Genomic DNA, 26,054 nt, shown 5'->3' on the forward strand with positions numbered 1-26,054 from the left:
GGATTGTAGCGCATGTTGGACCAGTCAATGGTCCCCGGGACTTTCCAGCGCGTATCACCGGTGCCGTCTCCTGCAAAATTCATCACCGCCGCAACGAGTTCGTGGTCCCAGATCCGGCCATATTCGGCGCCCGTCGCGGCACGCAGTTCGGTGCGACCATCCTCGGTCTGGAGGAGTTTGACCTGTTCGCCGCGATGGTGGATCAGGCCATGCTGGAGATTGATCCCGGCTAGGGCTGCGGGCAGGTTGCGCAGATAGGAAGCCGGCGCCCCGACCAGACTGGAGAGCTGGCCGAAGGACCAGTTGGTCGGAGCAATGGGGTGATCATCGCCCGGGGCAAGGAGCATCAGCCTTTCGGCATTGTCGCTGCGGGCCTCAACGCGAAGGCTGCGGCTTTCGACGATGCGCGTGCTGGCCTTGTCGGCGCGGGTGCGAACGCTGGCATAGAGGTCTTTGAGCGAGAGGAACTTCTCGTCGTCAGGCCGAGAAAACCATTCGGAGGATACCCGGCCAATGCGCTGGCCGCGGTTGACATTGATCCGCCAAGGCGCGGTCTGAGGGGAGGTTTCGATCATAGGGGCAAGAGAGTTCATCTGCCGTCTCCTTGGGATTACCGAGGTAGGGGCTCAATCCCCCTCGCCTCATCCCATTTCCCCTTGCTTTTCTCCCTTTGTGTCGAGCATCGGTTTTAGGAACCGCGAACATTGTGCGGATCTCTTCCAGTCCATGCATTTCGGATACACGAATTCAACACGGCTTATTTTGACGGCTTTGGGGGACTCCTTTGCCCCGCCAACCAGTCCTGGTTGACGTTCGTTCATGGTAAGCGCGCATTTCATAGCGCGCGGATCACACTGGTGGGCGGCGATCATAAATGACGCAGGGCAACGTACGCGGAACGAATGTGGCGGTTCAGGCTTGGTTTTTGAAGTTAAACTATTGAGTAACGCCGAGAATTGATGGAGTCGTCTTGTCTTATGACATTTCCGCCTGCTGGGGCATCATGAGATGCCCGATCCGGGGTGGCCACCCCGGATCGGGCGGAAGGGGATGGATCGAAGTTGTCTCGGTCGTCGAGGACCGTCGATTAGTGTGATCACCCCTTTCTTTTCCAACAGGCCTGGACGGAAACCAGGGCTTCGGGCCCGGATGACAAGAATAGGACAGCGGAAAAGATGGAAAACTCCCTACCACAAACGGTTGGCATCGACATCTCCAAAGCAACCCTTGATGTGTTTGCCCATCCCACGGGCTGTGAGCGGCAGTTCCCAAATTCGGCCAAGGGGCACAAAGAACTGATAAGCTGGCTCGCCCAATGGCAGATCGAGCGGATCGCCTATGAAGCCACTGGCGCGTATCACCGTCAGCTGGAGCAGGCGTTGACAGATCTGCCCTGCGTTAAATTGAATCCGGCCCGCGCACGCCGGTTTGCCCAAGCTGCGGGCACGCTCGCCAAAACGGACAAGATTGACGCGGCGATCCTGGCCCGCATGGCCACGACACTTCAGCCTCCGATCCGCCCGGCAACTACGCCGCAACAGGCGAGGCTCGCCGAGTTAATCAGCGCTCGCGATGGCCTGATCCGCGATAAGATTGCCATCCAGAATCAAGCAAAGAACCTTACGGTGCCGCTGCTCAAGCGGCAGTATAAGCATCGTCTGGCCCAGATCGACCGGCATATCGGGCAGGTTGATGCAGAAATTGCGGCGGGTATCGCGGCTGACCCGGCGCTGGCGCGCCGCCACCAAATTATCTCCAGCATTGCTGGCGTAGGCATACGTACCGCTGATCAACTGGTTGCCACTATGCCCGAACTGGGCGCGCTCGATCCCAAGCAAGCTGCTTCCCTGGCTGGCCTTGCTCCTGTCGCTCGCCAATCGGGACAATGGAAAGGGCGCAGCTTCATCCAGGGTGGAAGGGCCAATGTTCGACGTGCGCTTTACATGCCGGCCCTTGTCGCTGCCCGCTACAACCCGGATCTCAAAGCCAAATATCAAAACCTCATCGACGCAGGAAAGCCTCCAAAGGTTGCCGTCGTCACCTTGATGCGCAAGCTCGTGGTGATGGCAAATGCCCTCATCAAAGCAGATAGATTATGGGTCGCTGATCGTGCTTGCGCATGACGGAAACTTGTCTGGCTTTCTCAGATGAAAGTCTCACGCATCGACGGCTTCCTGTACTGGTCAATCGCGGAAGGCGGCGCGCCATTTAAGTCGGCTATGCCGGCCTATGATCACACATTGCCCGCAGACGACATTTGGGCGGTAATAACCTATATACAGGTCGGCCTGCCATCTCGGTAAGGCGAAGTGATGCGATGGATGCCGCCATCAAGCGCCCTGCGCGCCTAGCCAAGGAAATCCTCGTCCGTGTCATCCCGGAATAGGTCCCTCAGCGCCAGAACGAGTGTGTATCGCTCAGCGCATCATAAGCATCGGAAGCGGCCTTGAGCAGTGCCCCTTTCTTGTGACCTGCCAACAGCACGGCGGCATCATCGAGATCGGCCAGACCGAGCCTTTCCAGCACGGATGGCGCCGTCGCCAGATCATTCAGCGAACCGAGCAGGTCCTGAAATTTTTCCAATGCGATCAGAAATGCCTCATATCTTTGCGGCTCATGCTTACGTTCAAACAGCGACACGAAAAATGTGGCCGCATACCGCAATTTCTTGGCGTCCTTGCGGATCTGATGGCGCGCAGCATCATTCTTAGCGGCAAGATCGCGACCATGCTTTCTGAGCTTGCGACGCAGGCGTTCCAGCGCAGCAATCGCAAATTCACGCGCAGGCTGGTCGCGATCCTCGCACGTGTCGAGCCTGATGCGCCAATCTCCGCTCGAAAGCCATTCGGCCAAATCGAGCATCAGTGATCGCGGGCGCGGCGATGCCAGTTCACCGATAACGCCGCTATAAATCTTATCTCGCGCCGCTTCCAAATGATCATGCAGCAGACCGGGACGAGCGCGTTCGAGCAGAACATCCAGATTGCGCGCATCGCCAAGCTTGGTTGCCAGTCGGCGTAATGAATTATCCAGCTTGGCCTCTTCGGCACCTGCGAGCAATGGTTTGAAGATCGAAAAACTTGATCGCAAACGACGTAGAGCAACGCGCGCCTGATGCAATGCTTCGACATCTCGATGCGTCAGCAGCATTGCCTCGTTTAGCCGGAACTGCCTGATACAGTTTTGCACTATATGCTGAAATGCCTGCCCCGCCGTCATGGCCTTGGACAAACGCACCGCTTCAGCCTTGAACGAGCAGATGGCCGGGCCGATGAGCCGATAGCCCCGCTCGGCCTTGGTTTGAACCCCCAGTCGGACAGGAGCAACAGAATCAATGTGCCGAGCCAACGAGAACAGCGCGGACAGCGTGCCCGACTTCAATTCGAGTTCGATTTCGCAGATCGGCGATATTCGATCATCGGTGGTTGCCTCGCCGCGATCCAAGACGAGCTCGATCAAGGCATCGTCATGCTTCACTTTCCAAACTGACCGCGCGATCCGCACCTCGAAAACCGGCGCCAGTTCCTCGAGTCCAACCCCCAGCACAGTAGGGACAGGCGTTGTGTCATCAAGGACAGGCCTGTCGTTGCGAACCGTGCGCTCCCATTCAGAACGGACAAAAAGGCCCGCAGGGAAGGCCCTGTCGGCTTTGATCGTCTGCGTGCGCTTTCGACCCGACCGACGTATCCGCAGCGAAAATCCATTCATGGACAAAGCATGATCGGATGTGTCGAAATAGACCGATCTCTGTGGAATCCTCTCCGGTTTCCCCCCAAGAATGGTCGAACCCTCCAAGGCCTCGGCAGCGCTTGGCGTCAGGTCGAGTTTCAGTTCGATTTCGCGCGTCATACACGCCCTTTTTGTCCCAAACGCTCTTCAATCGGTTCATTTTCCCGATCCGGATAATCCTCGTCCGGAACATCGGGAAGGACTTCAGGCGGCTCGAAAAAGGGCTCTTCCTGCGGTTCGGGATCGGCCGGGGTCTCCGGAGGCGGCGGCGGCGGGGTGGCATCGGGCAGAGGAAAGAATTCCGGTTGGGTGGCCATGGCTCATTCTCCCAAAACTTTCCGAGACTGGCGTCTCACTCGCGCCAGAGCACTTCGGGTTTTTCGCGCAGCGGCACGGGCTCGACCCCGCCGGGATGTCCGACAATAATCGGGGCGACCGGTCGCCAACCGGATGGCAGTCCTAGTGCAGCCCTGCCCTCATCCGTTTCAAGCCAGCTCTGGGCGAAACCGATCCAGCATGAGCCCAACCCTTTACCATAGGCGGACAGCATCAGATTCTGCGCAGCCAATGTGCAGTCGATCTGCGACCAGGGACTGTCCTTTGTCGCACAGATCAGGATGAGGACAGGAGCATGATAGAAAATATGGAAGTCAGGGTTTCCGAGCATTTCCTCGAAACGATGCAGCGCCAAATCGGGCGAAGGGCTGCGCAGCATCAGCGCTTTTGCCTCATCGGATATGCGGTCCAACAAGGCCGGATTGCGCAGAATGCAAAATCCCCAGGGCTGACCGTCCATCGCGCTGGGTGCCTGTATTGCGGCATCGATCACCGCCTCCAGCAAAGGCGGGTCGATGGCTTCATGCGTGTAGGCCCGCGTTGCGCGACGGCCGTAAATGGCTTGTTCCAGATCCATAGGCTTATCCTCCTGCCACCTCTGCTTCGGCGATACTTTTGATGGCCTTGGCAAAACTGTCGGGGTTGAGAGAGATGGAATCGATGCCTTGATGGACCAGGAATTCTGCAAAATCAGGATGATCGCTTGGCCCCTGCCCGCATATTCCGATCCGGATGCCGGCCGCATGGGCCTTGGCGATGACATCGCCAATCATGATTTTGACGGCTTCCTCACGCTCGTCGAACAGGGTGGCCAAAAATTCGGAATCCCGGTCAACGCCCAGCACGAGCTGCGTCAGATCGTTGGAGCCTATCGAAAAACCATCGAACCTTTTGGCAAACTCCTGCGCCAGAACCACGTTGGAGGGGATTTCGCACATCATATAGATCTGCAACGCATGCTCGCCGCGCCGAAGGCCGTTTTGGGCCATGATGGCCAACACGCGATCGGCTTCTGCCGGGGTGCGGCAAAATGGCACCATGATGATGACATTGGCAAAGCCCATCACCTCGCGCACCCGCTTTAACGCCTGGCATTCCGCCGAAAAGCCTTCCCGGTACCGCTCGTCATAATATCGCGATGCCCCCCTGAAGCCGAGCATCGGATTTTCCTCATGCGGCTCGAAGCCGCTTCCGCCGATCAGATGGGCATATTCATTGGTCTTGAAATCGCTGAGGCGGACAATCGCGGGATGCGGGTAATACGGCGCGGCCAGACGCGCGATACCGCGCGAGAGCAGATCGACGAAATAGTCCGCGCCGTCGGCATGGTCTTTGATCAGGTCGGCAATCTTGCGCCTGTCCGCCTCGGCAACCCTTTCGGGATGCAGCAAGGCCATGGGATGCGCCTTGATCAGCGTATTGATGATGAACTCCATCCGCGCCAGCCCCACCCCCTTGGCAGGCAATCGCCACCATTGGAAAGCCGAGGCCGGCTCGGCGATATTGACCATCACCTGCGTGCGTGTGGCAGGAAAGCTGCCCGGATCGATCTCCTCGCTCTCGTAGTCCAGCAGGCCGTCATAGACAAAACCCTGCTCACCCCCGGCGCAGGAAAGCGTTATCGGCTGTCCTTCGCGCAGCAGCGCCGTCGCATGACCGGTTCCGATCACGGCAGGCACGCCCAGTTCGCGGCTGACAATGGCGGCATGGCTGGTGCTGCCACCATGATCGGTCACAATACCGCCCGCCCGCCGCATAAGCGGGACCCAGTCCGGATCGGTGTTGCCCGTCACTAGAATGGCGCCGTCGGGAAAGCGCGCCATATCGCCCGCATTGCGCAGGACACAGGCCTTACCCGCAGCGATGGCGCCCCCGACCGCTGCCCCGGAAAGGATAGGCTGCGCCTTTGCCTTGAGGCGATAGGTGCGGAAAGCGGCGCCGCTGCGCCCCGACTGCACCGTTTCAGGCCGCGCCTGAACCAGATAAATCAGACCGCTTTGCCCATCCTTAGCCCATTCCAGATCCATCGGGCGGCCATAGTGCTTTTCGACGAGCACGGCCCAGCGGCCAAGTTCGACAATTTCCGCATCATCGAGCACAAATTTCCCGCGTTGAGAAAGACGGGTCGCGACGATCCGTGTGCTTTTGCCGCCGCCATCGGCATAAATCATCCTGACAGCTTTCTCGCCGCAGGTCTTTTCAATGATTGGACAGGTGCCCGGTGTGGCCAGAAGAGGCTTGAACACAACATATTTATCGGGATCAACAGAGCCCTGAACCACCGTTTCACCAAGACCCCACGCGGCACTGATAACGGCGACATGGGGAAAACCGGTTTCGGTATCGATGGTAAAGATCACTCCTGATCCCGCCAGATCGGACCTCACCATCTGCTGGATTCCGATCGAGAGAGCCACCGAGAAATGGTCAAACCCTTTGGCTTCGCGATAGCTGATCGCGCGATCGGTAAAGAGCGAGGCAAAGCAGCTCAGGCAAGCCTCCAGCAGGGCCCGGTGTCCCCGGATATTCAGAAAGGTTTCCTGCTGTCCGGCAAAGCTGGCATCGGGAAGATCCTCCGCGGTTGCGCTGCTGCGCACAGCCACGTCCGGATTTTTCGCCTTGGCCCGTTCCTCCAGCTGATCGTAGGCGGCGCGGATATCGCGGGCGAAATTGTCCGGCAGATGAGCGCTCAGAATAAGATCCCGGATCTCGGCCCCCGCTTGCTCCAGCGGTATCCGACCGGCCTGATAGAGCCTGATCCGCTCCTGCATGGGGGTCTCGATGGCATTTTCGGCGATGAAGTCGCGATAGGCGGCGGAGGTTGTGGCAAATCCTGCGGGGACGCGAACGCCACTTTCGCCCAATTTGCACACCATCTCGCCGAGCGAGGCATTTTTTCCGCCGACGCAACCGACATCCCCCATGCCGATCTGCTCAAACCACAGAATGCTGGGCATCGTGCAAGTCATTTCCCACCTCCCCGAGCGTTGTCAGCATGGGTGCCTTCCTGACGCCAGCGGCGAGCCTCTTCCAAAAGAGCAATGACCTCGGCGTCCTGAGTCTGGGTGAAATCGCCGTAATGCACGCCCACCGAATAGAACGGGTCGGGCGAAGCAAGGCACACCACCTGATCGCAAAGTTTACGCACACTCTGGAGCGTTTCAGGCGGCGCCAAAGGCACAGCCAGCACGATGCCACGTGGCCCCACCTTTGCCAAAGCTTTCAGGGCAGCGCAGACAGTGCCGCCGGTGGCAATTCCATCATCGACGACCACGACCGTCCGCCCTTTCAGCGATACAGGAGGGCCTGTGCGATAGGCAGCGCGTCTGCGTTCAATTTCATTCAGTTGGCGACCGATTTCGTGATCGATATAGGCCTTGTCCGCGCCTGCCATCCGCGCCGCCAATTCGTCGATCACCACTTGAGGTGAAGCGCCGTCGACGAGGGCGCCAATGCCATATTCCTTGTTGCCCGGTGCGCCGATTTTGCGGACCAGCAATATGTCAAGCCGCGCGCCCAGGGCCTTGGCCACCTCAAACCCCAAAGGCACCCCGCCGCGCGGCAATGCCAGTACAACAGGGTCCTCCAGCCCCAGCGCCTTCACCTCACGAGCCAGAAGCACGCCCGCCGCGCGGCGATCCCTGAACAACACAGTCATGGCCTGACTCCGAGATGATGCAGAAACCAGTCGCGCGCCAAATCGACGACCTGATCAAGCGTTCCGGGTTCCTCGAACAGATGGCCCGCCCCCGGAATGATCATCAGTTTGCGGCCGCAGGTCATGGCCTCATAAGCCTGTTCGTTAAGCTCGATCACCACCCGGTCCAGCGCGCCGACCAGCAGCAGTGTGGGAGCCCTTACACGCGCAAGGGCATCGCCCCCGGCAAGATCGGGCCGCCCGCCGCGCGAGACAACGGCGGCAATGCGGGCGTCCCCTGCGGCTGCGCGCAGCGCCGCTCCGCCGCCTGTACTCGCACCGAAATAGCAGGGCCGCAAACCAACCGTCGCGGTATGTCCCGCCGCCCAATCCACCGCACAGCGCAGGCGCGAAGCCAGCAAGCCGATGTCAAAGACGTTACGGCGGTCGGCTTCCTCCGGCCCCGTCAACAGATCGAGGAGCAGCGTCGCCAGCCCCGCTTCACGCAATCGGTCGGCAACATGGTTGTTGCGCGGACTGAGCCTGCCGCTGCCGCTGCCATGGGCGAAAATTACGAGACCATGCGGCCGGGGAGGTACGCCCAGAATGGCAGCCAGCGGCGGAAAGCCGGGCATCGACATGGCGATCGGCACTGTCATAGCCCGAAAGGCCAGGTTTCCGGCGCGCCTTTCGGGCGCTCATGCCCAAGGGGCGTGACGGCACGGGTTTCCTCGAACCAGACATAAGCGTCGAACTGATCGGCAAGAACCGCTTCGAAATAATGGCTCAAAAGCTCCGACTGCGGCCGATAGACAACGCCTACGGCCCGTTCGAGGAGGGGTTGCGACAAGACCTCCGCCAGAGCCTGACGTTTGCCGCCCCGCCAGTCGGTCAGGCTGCGGGCGTAGCCTGTATGGCGGAACGCCTCCTCCCAGCTGTGCTGGCGCGCCTGGCGAAGCTCCATCACCTTCATGTCGCCTCCCCAGTCGGAGGCGGCGGCAACTGTCCCGCGATCTGTGCCGAAACCTATCAGCGCGGCCTCTTCGCCATAAGCCGCGCGAACCAGTTCGCCGATATTGAATTCGCCGCGCCACCCCATTGCGGTCGCCGATGCATTGCCGATGTGCGAATTATGCGCCCAGACCACGGCACGGGCATCGCAGCGAAAGGCCATGAGACGCTGGAGCGTATCGAACATATGCCGATCGCGCAGGTTCCAGCTGGCCACTGCCCCGCGATACATCGCGCGATAATAGCTCTCTGCGGCCCGCACTATCCGTGCGTTCTGTTCAGCATCGAAATAGGCTTCGCCATCGTCGGCGATCAGTTGAATGCGCTTTCGCAGCAGCTCGCCCAACTGGGCAACAACATCCTCTTCGCAACCGGCCATGTGTCCGTGTTCGACCGCCTGCCCGTAATGCTGGGGCGCGCCGCGCCATGCCATCAGCGATCCGTAATTGCGCCGCGCTTCGGCGGCGGCGGCGGGATCATGGTTTTCAAGATAGGCGATCACGGCGTGGATGGATTCGCCCAGACTGTAGACATCGAGCCCCCGCACCGCCGTGCGCGCCGCTTCGGCAAGGGGCGCATTGTGTCCGCGCAGCCAATCAGCGAAGGCCAGAACCTCCTGATTGCGCCACATCCATGTCGGAAAGCGCAGAAATGCCTCCCCCGCCCGCAGCCGCGGAGCATTGTGGCGGACATATCCGTCGATGCGCGCGATATCGGGCCAGTCGCCTTCCACAAGGACAAGATTGAAACCATGGGCTTCGATCAAACGCCGCGTAATCGCAGCACGCGCGGCATAGAACTCATGGGTTCCATGAGTCGCCTCGCCAAGCAGGACGATTCTCGCATCCCCAAACCTGTCAAATGCATCGGCAAAATCGGCAGCTTCGACCGCAGGCAAAGGCTCACCCGCCTCACGCAGCCGACTTGCAAGGGCCGCGGCCTGCGGTGCCGGTGCCTTGTCTTTATCAAGCCCTCGCCGCTGTCCGATCATTGCTTCTGATCCGGAACATTGGTCATCGGGGTCTTGGGCAAATCCACCGGGACTGCAGGCCCCGTTGGTTCGGGCGCCCATTCAGTCGATCTGGGAGCGGGTCTAGCCTGCTGCTCCTGTTTGGGCTTGCTGGGCGGGGCCACATACCAGACGGTCAGGACCAGCACGAAGAGCAAGACCACGATTGCTGAGAGCCACCTTTTGGCAGGCGATGGTCCTGAAACAGGGTCTTTCATGGTTTGAGCCTCCCTATTCGATAGGTGCAAAGGACGAAGGCCATTCCGATTGCATCTCGGCCAGCAGGTCATCCTCATAGCGACGGCAGGCCTGCTTTCTGGCACCAGTGCGCTGCATGCTGTCGATCAGAGCGTCGGCTGCGAGCTGTGCCATGCGGTCCAGCTTCGCACCGATCTTTGCGTCCAGATGCTGTTCGATCTTGCGCTTGAGAAGCGCATGTTTCGCGCATTTGGCCAGATGAAACATCTTGGCCGCCATGTCGTCATGACCGTCGATATGGCAATCGCATTGATGGCAATGGCCCTGGCCATGCGCCTCAGGATGCTCATGTCCTTCCATCATCGTGCTTCTCCGTTCAGGTCTGCCCAGCGCAAAGCGGCAGCGGTCTGATAAGAATAGGCACCGGAATTTTTCCCCGATGCTGGGAATTGTACGGAGACGGTGATCAGACGCCCAACGGAAAGCGCTGACCTTATGGCCAACTCATCCAACGGGCTGGTATTGTTATCTTTAAGGTGTCTCCATCCAAAATCGGGCGCAATCCACCGGCAGGCTTGACGAGGCGCAAGTCAAACATGGGCAATAGGCGCAACCTGAGCTGACCAACGAAGGAGGCCTCCATGAAAGTCTCAGAAGCCATGCATCGCGGTGCCAATTGGATCGCTCCGGATGCCCTGTTGTCCGACATCGCTGAGCGCATGCGCAAGGAAGACGTCGGCGCCTTGCCGGTGGGCGAAAATGACCGGTTGGTAGGAATGGTCACAGACCGCGATATCGTTTTGCGCGGGTTCGATGGACAATCCGACCTGCTGCAGCTCACCGCGCGCGACGTGATGAGCGAACCCATCATCTACTGTCATGCCAACGAAGAGTTGGAAGATGCTGTAATAATCATGGAAAGCAAGCGGATCCGGCGCTTGCCCGTCATCGACGACAATCACCGGATGGTGGGCATGCTCAGTCTGGGCGATGTCGCGGCCCGCGCCTCAACTTCGGTACTGGCGCAGACACTTCGAGCCGTTACCGCTCATCATACTTGATGCCCATCAACTCGCGAAAATCCGGTCATGCGATCAAGTAATGGCCAGACGGCGAGTCGGAAGGCATCGGTTCAAAAGGGAAAGCTAGATCCCCAAGAACAGCCTGCCTCACCGACAGCGACCTCGATGGCTAGGCCCGTGGCGACCATTGTCTGACACTGTCCGCAAGGCAGCTAGCACAGTGATGGTTCCGCCGCGGGCTGACCATTGTTTCCCGCAAGGAAAGGACCACGAGGATACTGGCCTCCCGCCTCCTTGTGATGACCATTCCGCCCGGCACCAGCCTTGGAACCATGGCATCACGCCCTCCATATCGATTGCGTCCCGCATCCGCCGCACAAGGATGATCCTATGTGGAAATGGTTGATTTTCCTGATGCTCGCGCTTCTGGTGATTGCCGTTCTGTGCATCATCGGCATCACGGTCTGGGTACAGGCAGAAACGCCGTTCCGCCGGGAGCGACTGGGCGGCGCCGGACGTGCCAAGGCACTCATCCTCTATCATCCGAGCAAGGATGCTCATTTCAGCGATGATATAACCATGGCGCTCGCAAGCGGCTTTGAGGCCGATGGCTTTGCCGTGGAACGGTGGAGCATGTCCAGGCACACACCCACGCGCCCGCGAGGTTTTGCGATCATCGCCGTGGTTTCAAACACTTTCTTTTGGGCGCCGGATTGGCCGACACAGGACTATCTGGATCGCGCCGATCTTGACGGCCAGAGCACCATCGCAATTATGGCCGGGGGCGGAAATACGCGGCGGGCGCAACTGGTGCTGATGCGCGAGATCCAGAATAGCGGCGCGTCGCTGTTGACAATCAGGGAATTATGGATGTCGCGAGCCAACATCCCGGACACAAAGTCAGACTCGAACCGCGAGCAGGCAATGCAGATCGCGCGACAGATCGCACAGGATGCCGGAAGACAGTTGTTGATGCGGGCCGCAGACAAGGCCGCAGGGCGAGCGGGACGGGATCACGGCGAGGTTTTGCTGCACACCCAACCGATTGGGAGACCACCACATGAAACTGCCTCATGATGTCATCATTCTGCTCGCCGATGGCGCGCGCATGCTCCTGCTCAAAAATTGCGGGACCCAACTGGAGCCCGATTTGCGCGTGATCGGACATCGCCAGTTCGAAAACCCTCCCAACCGGGATTTGCTTGCCGATGCGCCGGGCGTCGGCTTTTCTCGAGCCTATCCGGGGCACGATACAATGGCGCGTGCAGATCCGCATCAGGCCAATGAGGACGCATTCCTTGCCGCTTGCGCAGAAGCGCTCGCTGCGGCAGCAGAGGACAGCAGCGGCCTTGTCGTTGCGGCCCCGCCCCGCGCGCTTGGCGTATTGCGCCGCCAATATGATGAGCGGATTCGTGTCCGGCTGATCGCAGAAATCGACAAGGATCTGGTCAAGCATTCGCTGGACGACATCACGCGCCTTCTGGGAGGGTATCAGGCAGCCGTTGGCGAGTAGTTGCGCCATTGTCGCGCCCGGCAGACACCCGTTTTCGGGGCATCCCGAACGCTAATTCCGTCGATGGTCAGAGCCAAAATTCTTTCCGGTCGTTTCCGTTTATTTGCGGAGTTTCTGCAACATTTCGGCAGTCCAATAATTGTCTGCGAAATAATGAGGGAATCAACTGTGACCCACGCCTTGATTATCGACGACAATATGATTTTCAGCCATTCGGTCCAGAAACGGCTGGAAGGAATTGGTTTTCGGTCCTTCGACAAGACCTGGACCGAGGCTCAGGCATTGACGGCCGCTGATCGGCGCAATCCCGATCTCATCGTGATCGGTGACGATGTTGAGGAAGGTTCCGCGCTGCGCGCAGCACAAGCGATCACCGAAAAGGTGCCGGTTCCTGTGCTGATGGTGACGGCCGACCCGATCCGTGCAAAACTGGCCATCGAAGATCAGGGAACGGTCAAGGGGCCGTTTCTGCTCAATCAGATCGAGGAAGCGGTAAAGCAGGCCCGCCACGTCTCGCCTCGAAGCTTGGATGAGTGAATCTCACCGCGCGGGGACGACGCGCAATATCCAATCCTGAGGACAGCATCCAATAACCATGCCGGAGCGATGAAACACCATCGCTCCGGCATGGTCTTACCTGCCCTAATCCGATCGGAAGCCGCCGAAGGCTCATGCGCCTGACACAAGCCCCACGGTCAAGCTTTATCAGAAGTGGTAAGACAGGCCGACACGAAGGATATTGGCCGTTGTCTTCATCTGGAAATTGGCAGCAATGCCCGCTCCCAATAAAGAAAGCGATGGGTTCGTAACCGTATTGGTGCCCAGATCGGTGTAGAGATATTCGGCACGGAATATCAAATTCTTGCTCAGGGCATAATCCGCCCCGCCCCCCAGCACCCATCCTGTCCGATCCGAATGGTACGAATTGTCACCGGCCAAATTGACCGATGAAGAGGCCCCGGACAAAGAGCCGCTGATCGTTCCATACAATTTCGTTTTGACGCGGCCATAGGCAAAGCCGCCCGTGACGAAAGGCATGAAGCGGCCCTCCACGATCGGCGCCCCGATGCGCGCCCGAACCGTGCCGAGATAGTCGAGACTGGAAACCATGCCGATGGAAGCGGTTCCGCTTGCCCCGCCCCCGGCACTGCCGGAAAGCGAGGTTTCGCCCTTCACATCGCTTGCCATGATATCGGCCTCCAGCCCTAGCACAACGCCGCTCGTTGTGATGTTATAGCCCAAATGGCCGCCACCAATGACCCCGCTCGAGGTCTGACGCGCTTCGCCCGACAATGTCGTGTCCGTGCTGGTATGAATGGTCGCGCTCAATGGATATTTCAGCGTACTGCTGCCCAGTCCAACATTGACGCCAACATAGGGACCATTCCAATTAATGGGATCATCTGCATTCGCGGCAAGCGCCGGATCAGCTACCACGATAGCCAAAGCAGATGCGGAAATTATTACCTTATACATGCAATTCCCTCCTTGCACTTACAGATGAAATTGGGACTTTGCACTATCCAAGGGAGGCATTTATTCGCAATCATCCGCCTAGGTTAATCACGTATTTCGAGGAAACCTGGACAAACCCTCACTTTTTCAAAGAAAATTCTTAAAAGCAGGAACGAAGAGAATTCTATCGGGCCAAAGCGTATTGAGGCATAATATCGGCTAAACAAAAACCGTGTCGGTCTGCCGAGCTCCTCCATTCGCAAAGCACTCGAGACGGTCGCGATCAATAATGTTGATCTGATCGCGCCGCGGCATGCTGATGATGCTTTCCTCACGCAGCCGTCGCAAGGCACGACAGATCGATTCCGGCGTCGTGGCAAGATAGGCCGCCATATCGACCTGCGGCAGGGGCAGAAAGAGGCTGCCGTCCGACCTCATGGGAAGGCGGTCGACAATCGAGGTCAACAATGCGCAGAGCCTGACAAGAACCCCATTGCAACCCAGAATCATACCGCGACGAAAAATGGGGTCCTGTTCGGCACAAATAGAAGGCAGCAGCCTTCCATCCTCGCGGTAACTGCGGATCAGCGCCTCATGCCACCATTGGCGTGAGTGACGAACATAGAGCAGATCCGTCACGGCCTCGGCGGTAAAACGGTAAGACTCAGTTACCGGCAGTCCAATCTGGTCACCGGCAAAAAAGAATGCGGTAACCTGTCGGTATCCCTCAACCGACACGCTTATACCCCGTGCAACCCCGGCCCGCAGTTCATAGACATGCTCGCAAGGATCGCCCTCCAGGAAGAGCATTTCTCCTGATCTTGCCGGCATGGCGATTTCATAACGCCGCGGCTCCAATTCCACAAAATTGTTCATGGCGATTCTGACACCTCAGCTTGACTGAACCAGTCAGACTAAGCAGGGCGCGGCAATGCGGCATTGGGTTATATACATAGCGCAAAGATAGAGATCTGAGCCCATCTCCGCTCACCCGACATTCTCGGTCGCCACAAGCAATGCACTGATCACAAACATAATTGTCCGGTTCAAAGCCTGTTCGGATCAGGCTGTTCGGGAACGGATGCGATGGGTCTGTTTCCAGTGCTTCTCCCGCCCCAACCCGGCGGCAAACGCAATGCGCAAGGCATCGGCAAAATTTGTGACAACCAACTTTTCCATAATATTGGCGCGATAGACCTCGACTGTTCGCGAACTGATGCCAAGATCGTAGGCAATCGTTTTGTTAGGATATCCGCAAGCCAGCCCGTCGAGCACCTCACGCTCGCGCTCCGTCAATTTGGCGGTTTGCCCCCTTGCCCATTGCGCCCGTTCAAACAGCGCCGTGCGATCATCGATCTGCCGGAATCCCAGTTCAATCGACTGTATGAGTCTTTCGCGATCGAACGGCTTCTCCAGAAAGTCGATAGCGCCGCCTCTCATCGCCTGAACTGCGAGTGTAATATCTCCATGACCGGTCAAAACGATGACGGGGAAATTCAGGCCGTGCCCTGCCATGCGTTCCAGGACCGTCAAACCATCAAGACCAGGCATTCGGATGTCCATCAGCACGCAGGCCGCAACGGAATTATCGGCGCAATCGAGAAATTTGTTTCCATCCATCCAGCGTTCGACACGATAACCCGATGTTCGCAAAAGAAAGTCGAGAGAGCGACGCACCGAATCCTCATCATCAACAATATGAACCAGTCCCTGTTTATGCATCGCCTGTCTCCGCGATCGGTAAGGTCATGTAAAAAGCAGCGCCTCCCCCGTCGGCTCTTTCGTACCAAAGCCGTCCACCATGGGCCTCCACGATGGTGCGGCTGATGGCCAGCCCGATGCCCATTCCGGTCGCCTTGCTGGTGACAAAGGGTTCGAACAGATCGGCCTCCAGGTCGGGGGCAATTCCCGGCCCGTTATCGACCATTGCAATATGGACCATGTCGCCCATCACCTGCCCGCTGATGACTATACGGCCGGAGTCATCTATGGCCTCCAATGCGTTGCGCAGCAGATTGAGAAGCACTTGCTGGATCTGTACGCGATCCACCAAAACGCAGGGCAAGGAGGCAGGCACGTCTATATCACACAGAACACCGCGGGCCTTGCTGCCGACCGCGCCCAGCGCGCTTGCCTGCGACACAAGATCGTAGGGATGGACAATCACGCGCTCCAGATCGCCGCGCGCAACAAATTCACGCAGCCGCCGGACGATCGCCCCTGCCCGCAATGCCTCGCGGGCAGCCTCATCCATCGCGCTACGGGCTAACGTGATCGCTTCGTCTTCATAAGGAGCAAGCAGAATGGCTGTCGATTGAACATAATTGGCGATGGCGGTCAGAGGTTGATTCAATTCATGCGCCAACGCCGTGGCCATGGTTCCAATCGCGGACACGCGCGAAATATGAATCAATTCAGACTGCAATTCCTGCAGTTTCGCCTCCGCCTCGCGCCTCGCCGTGAGATCGCGGAGAAAACCTGTGAAAATACGGCTGCCCTGAGAGACAGCCTCGCCTATGTAAAGCTCGTGGGGAAAGAGGGTACCGTCCTTACGCTTTCCGGTCACACAGCGCATATTGCCGATGATGTGGCGTTGTCCTGTTTCCAGATAACGCTTCAGATACTCATCGTGCCGCTGCGCATCATGATCATCCATCAACATGGAAACATTTTTTCCAATTACTTCATCTTTTTTATATCCAAATAAATTTTGCGCAGCATTACTGAAGGACTGCACAATTCCATTTTCATTGATTGTCATCATCGCATCGGGAACGGTATCGAGAATGGCACGCAACTGGGCCTCGCTGGCCTCTATGCGCCTCAACTGGTCGTATTCTTTCGTAATATCTCGAACGACGCAGCTATATCCGATGAGGCCGCCAGCAGCAGCATCAATCCTGCTGATGTTAATTTCGCCAAAAAACGAAGTTCCGTCCTTTTTCTTGCGCCAGCTGCGCTCTACGACCGGCCCGGATACCAGCGCCATTTGCAGCCATGCCCGGACCTGCTCCTCATCGCTTGATCGGTTCTCAAAGAAAAAGCTGATGTGCCTGCCCAGCGTTTCGGCTTCGCTCCAGCCATAGAGCCGCTCGGCACCTTTGTTCCAGAGCACTACCTTTCCGTCCGGATCGAACATGGAAATGGCATATTGCCGGGCACTGTCAATCAACAGGTTAAGCTCTGTCTGCAGCGTCATGGCCTCTCGGCGCATATGGACCAAATCGTTGACTAGCCGGGTGAACAAAATGGCTCCGGCAACTTCTCCAGCCGGCCCATGCCAGGGCACCATGTCCCATTCGACCCAATCAATTGAGCCGTCCTGCCGCTTAAATGCTTCGGCATCGCAGCAAAGACTCTCACCGCCAAGAACGCGACGATGGGTCTCTCTTATGCGACCATCGATCTCGGGAAAGATTTCATAATGGGATTTTCCGACAATACATTGATCCTGAATGCCATAATCCTGCAACCAGCGGCGGCTGCAGGCCAAGTAGCGCATTTCGCAGTCGAATATGGCGACGGCTATGGGAAGGTGGGTCAAAAAGAGATCTGCAATGTCTCCGCTCTGCAGCAATTTCGCCATCCGGCCCCGCATGCGTCCAGCACACCCCCATTTTTGAACCAGACGCATCAAGCGCAATCCCTCTGTACCACCAAATCACGTCCCCTCCAGTGGTAAAGCCGCAGCTCTTTCGGCCTCCTTCAACCGACTGCAACCCAGTTGAGGGACCATCTATTTTCGCAAATTTGAAATTTTATCTACGCGTAATTATACTTAACATTCCGGATCAACTTAAACCGATGCAGCCATTTAATTTCTCATATTCCCCTATGAATTAAAGGTAATATGGGATTTCTAAGATAGAAGGTCACGGCTCAGGCCGGGGCGATAACGAGGACAACCTTGCGCCGTGCCCCCTGTCCGGGAAACGGAATTGTCGAACCCGAATAAGCCTCACCATCCACGCTCAGGCCAGTTTCCCCGCCCCGTTCGACAGTCACTTCGATGATACCCTGGCCGCGCAATGTTGCGGTAAAGCCGGGCCAGTCCGGCGGCAGACAGGGAACCAGCCTCAGTTCACCCTTTTCAAGCCTGAGCCCAAGGATAAATTCGCTGGCAAGACGCCAGCTCCATGCCGCCGCGCCTGTGTACCAGCTCCAGCCCCCACGCCCCAGGTGTTCCTCGCCGCCGCTGATATCTCCGGCCACAACATAGGGTTCAATCGCATAGCGCTGGGCCGTTTGGGGCGTAGAACTGTGTTTGATGGGATTGATGCGGTCAAACACCGTTTTGGCCCGCGCACCATCACCCAACATCGCGGCGGCAATGCCCAGCCATGCCGCTGCATGGCTGTATTGCCCCCCATTTTCGCGGATCCCCGGAGGATAGGCCTTGATATAACCGGGATCGCGCGCCGTTGCGTCAAAGGGGGGATGCAGCAGGCGAACAATGTCATCCTCAGGACGCACTAGTTCTTTAAAGGCGCTGTCGAGAGCCTGCCTTGCCCGCAGAGGATCACCGCCGCCGGCGATCACCGCCCACGACTGGGCGAGGGAATCGATGCGGCATTCATCGCTGGATTGCGCGCCCCAGTTTCGACCCTGATCATCAATCGCCCGGATATACCATTGGCCATCCCAGCCAAAGCGATCAATGGCATCGGTCAGCATCCGGGCGCGCGGATGCCAAATTTCGGCAAAGTCTTTGCGGTCCCCCTCGCTTCCAAGTTCAGCGAAATCACGGATGGTGGCCGCCATAAACCAGCCCAGCCAGACGCTCTCGCCCTTGCCCGCGCTGCCCACCCGGTTCATCCCGTCATTCCAGTCGCCGTCGCCGATCAATGGCAAACCGTGGTCGCCCAGATGCCAGGCACGCCCAAAGGCGCGCAGGCAATGTTCATGCACCGTCGCTTTTCCCCCTTCAGGAAACTGCGCGAAACGATCATGCTCCTGTCTGCTCAGCTCAGGGGCATCCAGAAAGGGCACTTCTTCGTCCAGCAACAAAGCATCACCGGTAGCCCAGACATATTGGGTCACCGCATGGGGAAGCCAGAGCAGGTCGTCCGAACAGCGCGTCCGCACCCCTCTTCCGGCCGGCGGATGCCACCAGTGCAAGACATCTCCCTGTGAAAACTGGTGGGCGGCGGCCTGCAGGATCTGCCGCCGCGCGAGGTCCGGATCCGACCAGAGCAGGCCCAGCACGTCCTGCAACTGATCGCGAAAACCGAAAGCGCCGGATGCCTGATAATATCCGGCACGGCCAAAAAGACGCGAGGACATCGTCTGATAGGGAAGCCAACGGTTAACCATGAGGTCAAACGCGGGATCGGGCGTCTCGATCTCGATCGCGCAATGGCGACCCCATGTCTGCGCCAGACGGGCCTCACCGCCATCGATCTGCTGGACGGTTTGCCAGCGCCCGATAATATCGGCCACCTGCTCCTCATTCGCCCCCTCGCCCAGCATGAAGGCGATCTCGCAGACCCCATTGGCGGGAATATCCATGTGGAGCTGGAGCGCGGCGATGGCATCGTCTCCGGCGTCGTCAGAACGATTGCCCAGATCCCAGTTTTGCAGCCCGACCGGGCATTGCCAATCGGCCGGGGCGCCAAGAAAAGCGCGGCGCGACGTTGTCAGACTGTGCGGAGGAGCATTGGCGGCAAGGAAGGCAATACGACCGGAGAAATCGCTATGCCAATGATTGACAGCGAGAATGGCGCGCAGTTCCGGACGATAGACGCTGTGGCGAAGCATTGCAGGCTCACCCGCGATCGCGCCCAACAGCCAATCGGCAAAGCATGTGGCCGTAACGCGGCGGGCGATCCCCGTGCAGTCGGTCAATTTGAGACGGAAGATTTTGACCGGGTCGTCGGCGGCCACAAAACAGGACAAATCCTGGACAAGCCCCATGCCCTGTCGGTGCCATTGTGTTTGCCCCAGATGGTGTTCCACCCGGCAGGGCCCGCCTCGTCCGGCAGGCAGCGGCGTCACCGACCAGACCTGCCCCGTTTCTTCATCCCTCAGGTAAAGCGCTTCGCCCTGCCGATCACACAGGGGGTCATTATGCCACTGCGTCAGCCGGTTTTCTCCGCTGTTGCCGGCAAAAGTAAAACCAGGTCCCGCCTCGGTAACGATGCTGCCAAAATCCGCATTGGCAATGACATTGACCCAGGGCGCGGGCGTGGCACGCATGGGATCAAGGTCAATGCGGTAATCCCCACCGGCAGTAAAACCGCCCAGACCATTGCCGAATTGGAGCGCAACGATCTCCTCCGGTTGCGCCAGGGGTTGAAATTCCACCTTGCGCCCCGCCGGAATGAAGGGAGGACCCAATTCGTCCTCGCCCTCACGCGGCGGCATCTTCCATGCCCCGCCTGTGCTGTGCAAACACAGAGTGGCAGCATGCTGCAGGGTGCGCAGGCGCCTCGCCTCGATATATTCGCGAGCCAGAATATGCACGCCCGAGCGAGCGCCGAGCAGATCATCGCTTCCGGCCTGACGCACCGCTTCGACGATCCGGTCGCGCAAAGGCTCAAAGTAGCCCGAAAGGCCCGAGTGCAGGAGCACCAGATCCACTTCAAAACCGCGCCATCGCCAGAAGCGCTGGGCAGCGAGGACAAAGCGCAGCTCTTCGGCAGCAAAGTCTTCATCCAGTTCCGCAAGCAGCAAAGGACAATCGCCCGAAATGCCCAGCGCCCAAAGATCATCCCGGTATCCCAGGTCCGACGGCGCATGGCGCGGAGCAAGATTGTCGGCAAGCTGGGCAAACATCGCTTGCGCCTCGGCAAGGCGATCCGGCCTCAGGCCCAGTGTATGGAGATCGCGTGCAGATCGGGCTGCGGCTTCCTGTTCCGCCCAATCCAGCGCGCCGAGCGAGCCGTAACGACGCGACAAATCCAGCGCTTCCTCGCGCGATGAGGCAACCGTGGTCACAATCGCCAATTCGGTCTCGCCATGGGCGGGCAATTCGATGTCCATGTCGAAAACCGCCGCCGGATCGAGCGGAAACCTGCCGCGTGCACCGACCTCACCGGAACTGTAGGGACAGTCTCGGGAATTGGCCAACCGCTGCCGCGACTTTGCCCGTGAGACTTCCCATCCTCGCAAAGACACCCGGTCATCGGACATCACAAGGCGCTGGACCAGCACAGGAGACGGGTTTCCCGGAGAACGGGGACGTAGGGCAAACAGCAAGGCATTCATTTCCACATGGGTTTCGGCCTCGACGAACAGGCGCGCAAAAACGGGGTGGCGCTGCCATTCTGCAATGGGTGCCAGCGCGATCTCGGCATCGCTGATCAACCCGATCCGCCGCGCTTTACCGGTCGTGTTGACCATGCGCAGCCGGCGGATCTCGACATCCTCGGAAGGCGCCAACAGCACGTCCAGAACAGTAACAATACCTTCCGCCTCATTCCGGAATTCGACTTTATGCGCATTATAGATGGTATGATGCACACCCCGACCCAATGGCATTTTCGCGGCCGACCACACCGCACCGCTTTCCTGGTCCCGAAAATAGAAGAAATGGCCAACGTCCTGATCCACAGAAGCAGGACGGGTCAATGCCATTGCGTTCCAGCGCAAATCACCATCGCCACTTCCCCCAAGCCGCAGGGAAAGGCGGCCATTGCCAAGTATATGGCGCCCCTGCTCGGGGCGGACCGCAATTTCCCATGGCTGGGGCCGCGCCATCTCCGAACCGAACGGAGGTGTTTGGACCATGCGGTCCAGCCGTTCGAGTTCGGGGGGCAATTCCCATGGTATGCGCTCATTCAGCAAAAGATCGACAGTCTGCACTCTGGGATCGGCATGAAAGAGCGAAACAAAGAGATTATTGCACAAGGCATTGCCGATTGCCGCAATCATCATGCCCTGGTGATGGGCCATGAAGGACTGCACCGCAGCGGGCTTTCCAGCCTCCGGACAGCGCGCTGCGGTAAAATCGAGCGCCTCGTAAAAGCCGAAAGGGCCAATGGCGCCAAATGCCTTGAGGCGCTGTAGATTGGCCACTGCAGCTTGAGGATTAGCCGCCAGGGCCAAAGCCGTGGCATAGGGCGCGATGACAAGATCTTCATTGAGGCCGCGACGCAGCCCCAGTTCGGGCACACCAAAGGCGCGATAGCGCAGAATGCCGTCCGCCCCCGCCGAAGCGAAGCCCGATTCCGAAATGCCCCAAGGCACCTCCATGCGCGCGCCATAATTCCGTTGGCTCAGGACCGCGCTGCGCTCACTCTCACCAAGCAGCGTTTCGGGATCGCTGCGCAGGAAAAGAGCCGGCATCAGATATTCAAACATCGACCCGTTCCACGAAACCAGCGCCAGCGCACCGGGATGTTTCACGATCGGTCTGCCCAGATGGAACCAGTGCTCGGGCGGGACATCCTGCTTGGCGATGGCAAAATAGCTCGCCAATCGCGCCTCGCTGGCCAGAAGATCGTAATAATGCGGATCAATCCGTTGGGCGCTGATATCGTAACCGATATGGAAGAGCTTGCGGCGCGTGTCATAGAGAGGGCCAAAGTCCATCTCATAGGCCAGAGCAGCGGCCCGGTCGGCGCTGCGCTTCAACGCGCGGCTCAATCTGCGCCACCGAACCAGAGCCCGCCGCGTGACCTTGCCCAGTTCCGCCTTCCAAATCCGCACCGGATCGGATTCGTGCTGTTGGGCAAACATGCCTTCCAGCATTTTGGCCGCATTCCTCAGTCGGGCAATATCGTTCAGACGCGCATAGGGCGACAGGCCTTCGATGATCTGTCTTGCGCTCGCCTCCGCTTCCGGGGGCGCATGGGCGAGCAGCCGCAGCCATGGCAAGTAAGCGTCAAGATCGCGCCGGCAGGCGGCCAGATGGTGCTCGCTGCGCTCCATCCAGATCTGCAATTGCCGCAATCTTTCGCCTGACTGCAGGGTCACTTCCTTGCTTGAGTGCACAAGTTCGGCCCGCAATTGCGCCAGCTGTTCCAGACCTTGCTCCACAAGCGCGGGCCAGCGTGTCGGCTCGGTGCGCGCAAGGCGTATCTGCGCAATGAACGAAAGCAAGGCCCTGTCATCATGGCCACCCTGCTCCAGCTGTTCACACAGCAGGCCCAGGCAATCCTCCAGCCCGTCCCAGCGGGCCGTTGAAAAGACCGGCTCATCAGCCGCCAGATGGCATCCCCGCGCAAGCACAACCATGCTGACGGCCAGATTGCCGCTGTCGACAGTGGACACATAGCGCGGTTCGAGAGGAGCCAGCGAAGTGGTATCGTACCAGTTGAGAAAATGACCATGCCACCGCTCAAGCCGACCAAGAGATGCAAACATCGCTTCGGACCGGGTGTGCAACTCTTCTGTGCTGATATGCCCAAGGCGCCAGGCGCAGAGCATGGACAGCGCCATCATGCCGATGTTCGTGGGCGAAGTGCGATGAGCGGTGGCCTGGATCGGCTCCATCTGATGATTGTCGGGCGGGAGCCAATTATCCTCGGGGCGGGCAAAGGTTTCGAAAAACAGCCAGCTGCGCCTTGCCGTGCGGCGGAGGAAAATCCGTGCCTGCTCATCCAGCTGCGACATGGCGTGTGAACGTGGCGTACCGGTGACCACGGCAATTTCCGGAGCAATCAGCCACAGGCAGAGGAGGGGAACGGCCGCGACAAATCCGTGTCCGTCAAGCATAAAGGCCAAAAACAGCCCCAGCGCAAAGATGGTCGAAGCAGAGCCTATCCGCCATTGCCCCGCGCGATGGGTGGATTTTGCCATTTTGCGCTCGACATCGGCTGCACTGGTCCATTCCAGCATATGTCTGCGGCGCCCCATCCGCCACATGGTGACCGCAATGGCATGGAGAGCGGTTGCCGCATCGGAAGGCAGGAAAACGATCTGCAGCAGCCAGCGCGCCAGATGCTCTCCCGTCTGACGAAAAGTGCTGATCATCACCCCTCGGCGGCGACCGCGGGCCAGCCCGGTCACCAAATCCGTGAAGAGCCAGGCGCCCGGAACCAGCAGAGCCAGAATGGTCCAGCCCAAAGGACTGCCCGGCAGCAGGAACCACCCGCCGATCATCAGCAACAGGACACTGACAGGCACCAGACTGCGCCGCATGTTGTCCCAGATCCGCAAGCGATCAAACAGCGTCAGCCTGTTCCGAAGGCGCATCTGTCCCGGCCCGGGCACCTTGGGCAAAAGCCAGGGGAGCAATTGCCAGTCACCGCGCACCCAGCGATGCCAACGACGCACATATTCGCCGTAGCTCGATGGAAAACTCTCATAGACGATGATGTCGCTCGCCAGCGCCGAACGACCGTGCAGCCCTTCCCACAAATCGTGGCTCAGCAGGTAATTTTCAGGAATGCGTCCTTCAAGACTGCGGGCAAAACCGGGGACGTCATATATGCCCTTGCCCACGAAATTGCCTGTACCGACAAGGTCCTGATACACATCGCTGACGGCTCGGGAATAGATATCGATCGCGGTATCGCCGCCAAACAGTCTGGCGAAAAGGCTGTCCGAACCATGCGGGGCGATCTCGACCCTTGGCTGCATCACGGTATAGCCGGAAACCACTCTGCCCAAACCGTCAAAAATCGGCCGATTCAGCGGATGAGCCAAAGCTCCGGCCATCCGTGCCACACAGCCGGGCGGCAACCTTGTATCGACATCGGCCGTCACGACAAACTTTGCTCCGACAAGCAGATCAACCGGGCCTGCGGTCAAGGGGAAGGCGCGGCTGTCTCCGGTCTGCAGGAAATGGTTGAATTCCTCCAGCTTTCCGCGCTTTCGTTCCCAGGCCATCCAGCATCCCTGCGCAGGGTTATATCGGCGGTTTCGGTGTAAAAGACAGAAACCGGCCGTGGCATCGCCCGCGCCATATTTACGGTTCAGCCTGTCGATCCCCTGCTGGAGCGCCGCCTCAATCGCTTCATCGCCCGGTCTGCGTTCGAGGGCCGCATCGGATGGGTCCGAGAGCATGACAAACCCCTTTGCCTCGGGATTGGCCAGACAATGCGCCTCGAGACGGGCCAGCAAACCTGCCACCTGCCCCGCATCGCCTATGATGACAGGCATAACAACCAGCGTCGGCCATGCAGGCGCGATGCCGCGTGAGAAATCAAGCTTGGGCAGACGTCTGGGCGCCACCACGCTTGTGACCAGCCAGTTGACCAGCGTGACACTCAGAACCGTTGCCGGGAGCACAGAGAAGGCCAGGCCAAGCACCCATTGCCACAGCGATGCCCGGTTGAACGCGAGATAGGCGTAAGGGAGAACCAGTCCGACCAGCCCGCATAAGAGCAGCGCCACGAAATAGGCCGCGCCGGGATTTTCGCGCAAGAAAGCCCACAGCCTGCCGGCCAGCGACCGGCCCGCGCCAAGCTGCCTGGCAAACTCCGGCCTGCCTGCTCCAATCAGCCAGTAGCCCACATGGGAATGGGGCAGTTCGCTGCTTTCACCGGCACGCAGAATGGCGCTCTCGGCAACCGCAACCTCGCCTGCCCCGCAATGCTCGGCGATCCGCTCTACCGAGCGCCGATAGGCATCGCGCGTCTCAAAATCCATGCTCGTATAGCTGCCTGCAGGATCTCGCTCCAGCGTGCGCTCAACATGGCTGATCGCGTCGAACACGTCGGACCAGGCGATATTGGAAACAATGCCCAGATTGGCGATTGAGCGCGCAACGCATTCCACCGGCTGGTAAAAACCGAGATACTCCCTGCAGCTCGCGCTGACGAGAATGGGTTCGGGCACCGAAGGGAACGCCCGCGCAAAGCCTGCCATCAACAGTTCAAGACAGGCGATCCGCAAGGTTGCAGGCAAAGCCCAGATCTCCGCGATATCAAGCGGATCGTGCTGTTGATAGCCTTCAAGATAGGCCAACACGCTTTCACGGCTGATCTGGAAATGCGTGGCATAGAGCAGGTCATGCGCGATGGTGAGTATCCGCGGATCACCCTGCATCCTCCCGGTGGCAATGGTCCGCAGCTTGCAGTAGAAACCGGAGGGCAAATCTTCGGCGATCTGCAATACCGCCCGCTGCACCTGATAGCCATTGTCGAGAAGCCATTCAGCCGCCGAGGAATTGGACGGCTCAGCGCTTGCAGCAGCCGCCATGGCAGCTTTAAGCCAGTCGCCGATACGTTCGATGCGCGCCCAGGCTTCAACCGATCG

Annotated in this window: 18 protein-coding genes and 1 pseudogene; 6 read left to right on the plus strand and 13 right to left on the minus strand. The window is 58.9% G+C overall.

Annotated features, from left to right (window positions below; all coding sequences use genetic code 11):
- Positions 1 to 593: pseudogene (locus GGR38_RS20380) on the minus strand (DUF932 domain-containing protein); the annotation flags it as partial.
- Between the two features lie 582 nt (positions 594 to 1,175).
- Between GGR38_RS20380 and GGR38_RS20385 the strand changes: the two are divergent.
- Positions 1,176 to 2,123: an IS110 family RNA-guided transposase gene (locus tag GGR38_RS20385; RefSeq protein WP_183628215.1), complete on the plus strand. Its 948-nt coding sequence runs from the start codon at positions 1,176 to 1,178 to the stop codon at positions 2,121 to 2,123.
- Positions 2,124 to 2,391: 268 nt separating this feature from the next.
- On the opposite strand, the gene GGR38_RS20390 is transcribed toward GGR38_RS20385, so the two are convergent.
- The 7 genes from GGR38_RS20390 to GGR38_RS20420 are packed head-to-tail and all read right to left on the minus strand — an operon-like array spanning position 2,392 to position 9,704.
- Positions 2,392 to 3,849, minus strand: a complete 1,458-nt coding sequence (locus GGR38_RS20390; RefSeq protein ID WP_183628218.1) for a CYTH and CHAD domain-containing protein — start codon at positions 3,847 to 3,849, stop codon at positions 2,392 to 2,394.
- Entirely contained in the window at positions 3,846 to 4,046 is a 201-nt protein-coding gene (locus GGR38_RS20395) for a hypothetical protein (protein WP_183628219.1), read from the minus strand. Before GGR38_RS20395 ends, GGR38_RS20390 begins: the two co-directional genes overlap by 4 nt.
- A 35-nt stretch (positions 4,047 to 4,081) precedes the next feature.
- Positions 4,082 to 4,642, minus strand: a complete 561-nt coding sequence (locus GGR38_RS20400) for a nitroreductase family protein (protein WP_183628220.1) — start codon at positions 4,640 to 4,642, stop codon at positions 4,082 to 4,084.
- A gap of 4 nt (positions 4,643 to 4,646) precedes the next feature.
- A complete protein-coding gene (ppsA, locus tag GGR38_RS20405) occupies positions 4,647 to 7,022 on the minus strand; it encodes a phosphoenolpyruvate synthase (protein ID WP_183628222.1) in 2,376 nt (791 codons plus the stop codon).
- Between the two features lie 8 nt (positions 7,023 to 7,030).
- Positions 7,031 to 7,723: a phosphoribosyltransferase gene (locus GGR38_RS20410; RefSeq protein WP_183628224.1), complete on the minus strand. Its 693-nt coding sequence runs from the start codon at positions 7,721 to 7,723 to the stop codon at positions 7,031 to 7,033.
- Positions 7,720 to 8,361: a dienelactone hydrolase family protein gene (locus GGR38_RS20415; protein ID WP_183628226.1), complete on the minus strand. Its 642-nt coding sequence runs from the start codon at positions 8,359 to 8,361 to the stop codon at positions 7,720 to 7,722. The genes GGR38_RS20410 and GGR38_RS20415 overlap by 4 nt, the downstream gene beginning before the upstream one ends.
- Complete coding sequence (locus GGR38_RS20420) at positions 8,358 to 9,704, minus strand: erythromycin esterase family protein (RefSeq protein ID WP_183628228.1); 1,347 nt, start codon at positions 9,702 to 9,704, stop codon at positions 8,358 to 8,360. The genes GGR38_RS20415 and GGR38_RS20420 overlap by 4 nt, the downstream gene beginning before the upstream one ends.
- Positions 9,705 to 9,989: 285 nt before the next feature.
- Between GGR38_RS20420 and GGR38_RS20425 the strand changes: the two genes are divergently transcribed.
- From GGR38_RS20425 to GGR38_RS20445, 5 genes are all read left to right on the plus strand, one after another.
- A complete protein-coding gene (locus GGR38_RS20425) occupies positions 9,990 to 10,331 on the plus strand; it encodes a hypothetical protein (RefSeq protein ID WP_183628230.1) in 342 nt (113 codons plus the stop codon).
- A gap of 230 nt (positions 10,332 to 10,561) precedes the next feature.
- Positions 10,562 to 10,981, plus strand: coding sequence for a CBS domain-containing protein (locus tag GGR38_RS20430; RefSeq protein ID WP_183628232.1), 420 nt, complete (start codon positions 10,562 to 10,564; stop codon positions 10,979 to 10,981).
- A 351-nt stretch (positions 10,982 to 11,332) separates the two neighbouring features.
- A complete protein-coding gene (locus GGR38_RS20435) occupies positions 11,333 to 12,019 on the plus strand; it encodes a hypothetical protein (protein WP_183628234.1) in 687 nt (228 codons plus the stop codon).
- Positions 12,003 to 12,455, plus strand: coding sequence for a baeRF12 domain-containing protein (locus GGR38_RS20440; RefSeq protein WP_183628236.1), 453 nt, complete (start codon positions 12,003 to 12,005; stop codon positions 12,453 to 12,455). Before GGR38_RS20435 ends, GGR38_RS20440 begins: the two co-directional genes overlap by 17 nt.
- 168 nt (positions 12,456 to 12,623) lie before the next feature.
- Complete coding sequence (locus GGR38_RS20445) at positions 12,624 to 12,992, plus strand: ANTAR domain-containing protein (protein ID WP_183628237.1); 369 nt, start codon at positions 12,624 to 12,626, stop codon at positions 12,990 to 12,992.
- A gap of 168 nt (positions 12,993 to 13,160) precedes the next feature.
- On the opposite strand, the gene GGR38_RS20450 is transcribed toward GGR38_RS20445, so the two are convergent.
- From GGR38_RS20450 to GGR38_RS20470, 5 genes are all read right to left on the minus strand, one after another.
- A complete protein-coding gene (locus tag GGR38_RS20450; RefSeq protein WP_183628239.1) occupies positions 13,161 to 13,931 on the minus strand; it encodes an outer membrane protein in 771 nt (256 codons plus the stop codon).
- A gap of 198 nt (positions 13,932 to 14,129) precedes the next feature.
- Positions 14,130 to 14,786 carry a Crp/Fnr family transcriptional regulator gene (locus tag GGR38_RS20455; protein ID WP_183628241.1) on the minus strand — a complete coding sequence of 219 codons (657 nt, stop codon included), beginning with the start codon at positions 14,784 to 14,786 and terminating at the stop codon, positions 14,130 to 14,132.
- A gap of 186 nt (positions 14,787 to 14,972) precedes the next feature.
- A complete protein-coding gene (locus tag GGR38_RS20460; protein WP_183628243.1) occupies positions 14,973 to 15,632 on the minus strand; it encodes a response regulator transcription factor in 660 nt (219 codons plus the stop codon).
- Positions 15,625 to 17,544, minus strand: a complete 1,920-nt coding sequence (locus GGR38_RS20465; RefSeq protein ID WP_183628245.1) for a PAS domain S-box protein — start codon at positions 17,542 to 17,544, stop codon at positions 15,625 to 15,627. The genes GGR38_RS20460 and GGR38_RS20465 overlap by 8 nt, the downstream gene beginning before the upstream one ends.
- Before the next feature lie 245 nt (positions 17,545 to 17,789).
- A complete protein-coding gene (locus GGR38_RS20470; protein WP_183628246.1) occupies positions 17,790 to 25,997 on the minus strand; it encodes a GH36-type glycosyl hydrolase domain-containing protein in 8,208 nt (2,735 codons plus the stop codon).
- Positions 25,998 to 26,054 lie beyond the last annotated feature (57 nt).

The organism is Novosphingobium sediminicola, from assembly GCF_014196525.1.
In the GTDB taxonomy this organism is placed as follows: domain Bacteria; phylum Pseudomonadota; class Alphaproteobacteria; order Sphingomonadales; family Sphingomonadaceae; genus Novosphingobium; species Novosphingobium sediminicola.

Coding starts and splice junctions, on each gene's coding strand:
- GGR38_RS20440 (WP_183628236.1), top strand. CDS start 12,003: ATGAAACTGCCTCATGATGTCATCATTCTGCTCGCCGATGGCGCGCGC.
- GGR38_RS20435 (WP_183628234.1), top strand. CDS start 11,333: ATGTGGAAATGGTTGATTTTCCTGATGCTCGCGCTTCTGGTGATTGCC.
- GGR38_RS20460 (WP_183628243.1), bottom strand. CDS start 15,632: ATGCATAAACAGGGACTGGTTCATATTGTTGATGATGAGGATTCGGTG.
- GGR38_RS20455 (WP_183628241.1), bottom strand. CDS start 14,786: ATGAACAATTTTGTGGAATTGGAGCCGCGGCGTTATGAAATCGCCATG.
- GGR38_RS20400 (WP_183628220.1), bottom strand. CDS start 4,642: ATGGATCTGGAACAAGCCATTTACGGCCGTCGCGCAACGCGGGCCTAC.
- ppsA (WP_183628222.1), bottom strand. CDS start 7,022: ATGCCCAGCATTCTGTGGTTTGAGCAGATCGGCATGGGGGATGTCGGT.
- GGR38_RS20470 (WP_183628246.1), bottom strand. CDS start 25,997: ATGGCGGCTGCTGCAAGCGCTGAGCCGTCCAATTCCTCGGCGGCTGAA.
- GGR38_RS20415 (WP_183628226.1), bottom strand. CDS start 8,361: ATGACAGTGCCGATCGCCATGTCGATGCCCGGCTTTCCGCCGCTGGCT.
- GGR38_RS20390 (WP_183628218.1), bottom strand. CDS start 3,849: ATGACGCGCGAAATCGAACTGAAACTCGACCTGACGCCAAGCGCTGCC.
- GGR38_RS20465 (WP_183628245.1), bottom strand. CDS start 17,544: ATGCGTCTGGTTCAAAAATGGGGGTGTGCTGGACGCATGCGGGGCCGG.
- GGR38_RS20395 (WP_183628219.1), bottom strand. CDS start 4,046: ATGGCCACCCAACCGGAATTCTTTCCTCTGCCCGATGCCACCCCGCCG.
- GGR38_RS20430 (WP_183628232.1), top strand. CDS start 10,562: ATGAAAGTCTCAGAAGCCATGCATCGCGGTGCCAATTGGATCGCTCCG.
- GGR38_RS20385 (WP_183628215.1), top strand. CDS start 1,176: ATGGAAAACTCCCTACCACAAACGGTTGGCATCGACATCTCCAAAGCA.
- GGR38_RS20450 (WP_183628239.1), bottom strand. CDS start 13,931: ATGTATAAGGTAATAATTTCCGCATCTGCTTTGGCTATCGTGGTAGCT.
- GGR38_RS20420 (WP_183628228.1), bottom strand. CDS start 9,704: ATGATCGGACAGCGGCGAGGGCTTGATAAAGACAAGGCACCGGCACCG.
- GGR38_RS20410 (WP_183628224.1), bottom strand. CDS start 7,723: ATGACTGTGTTGTTCAGGGATCGCCGCGCGGCGGGCGTGCTTCTGGCT.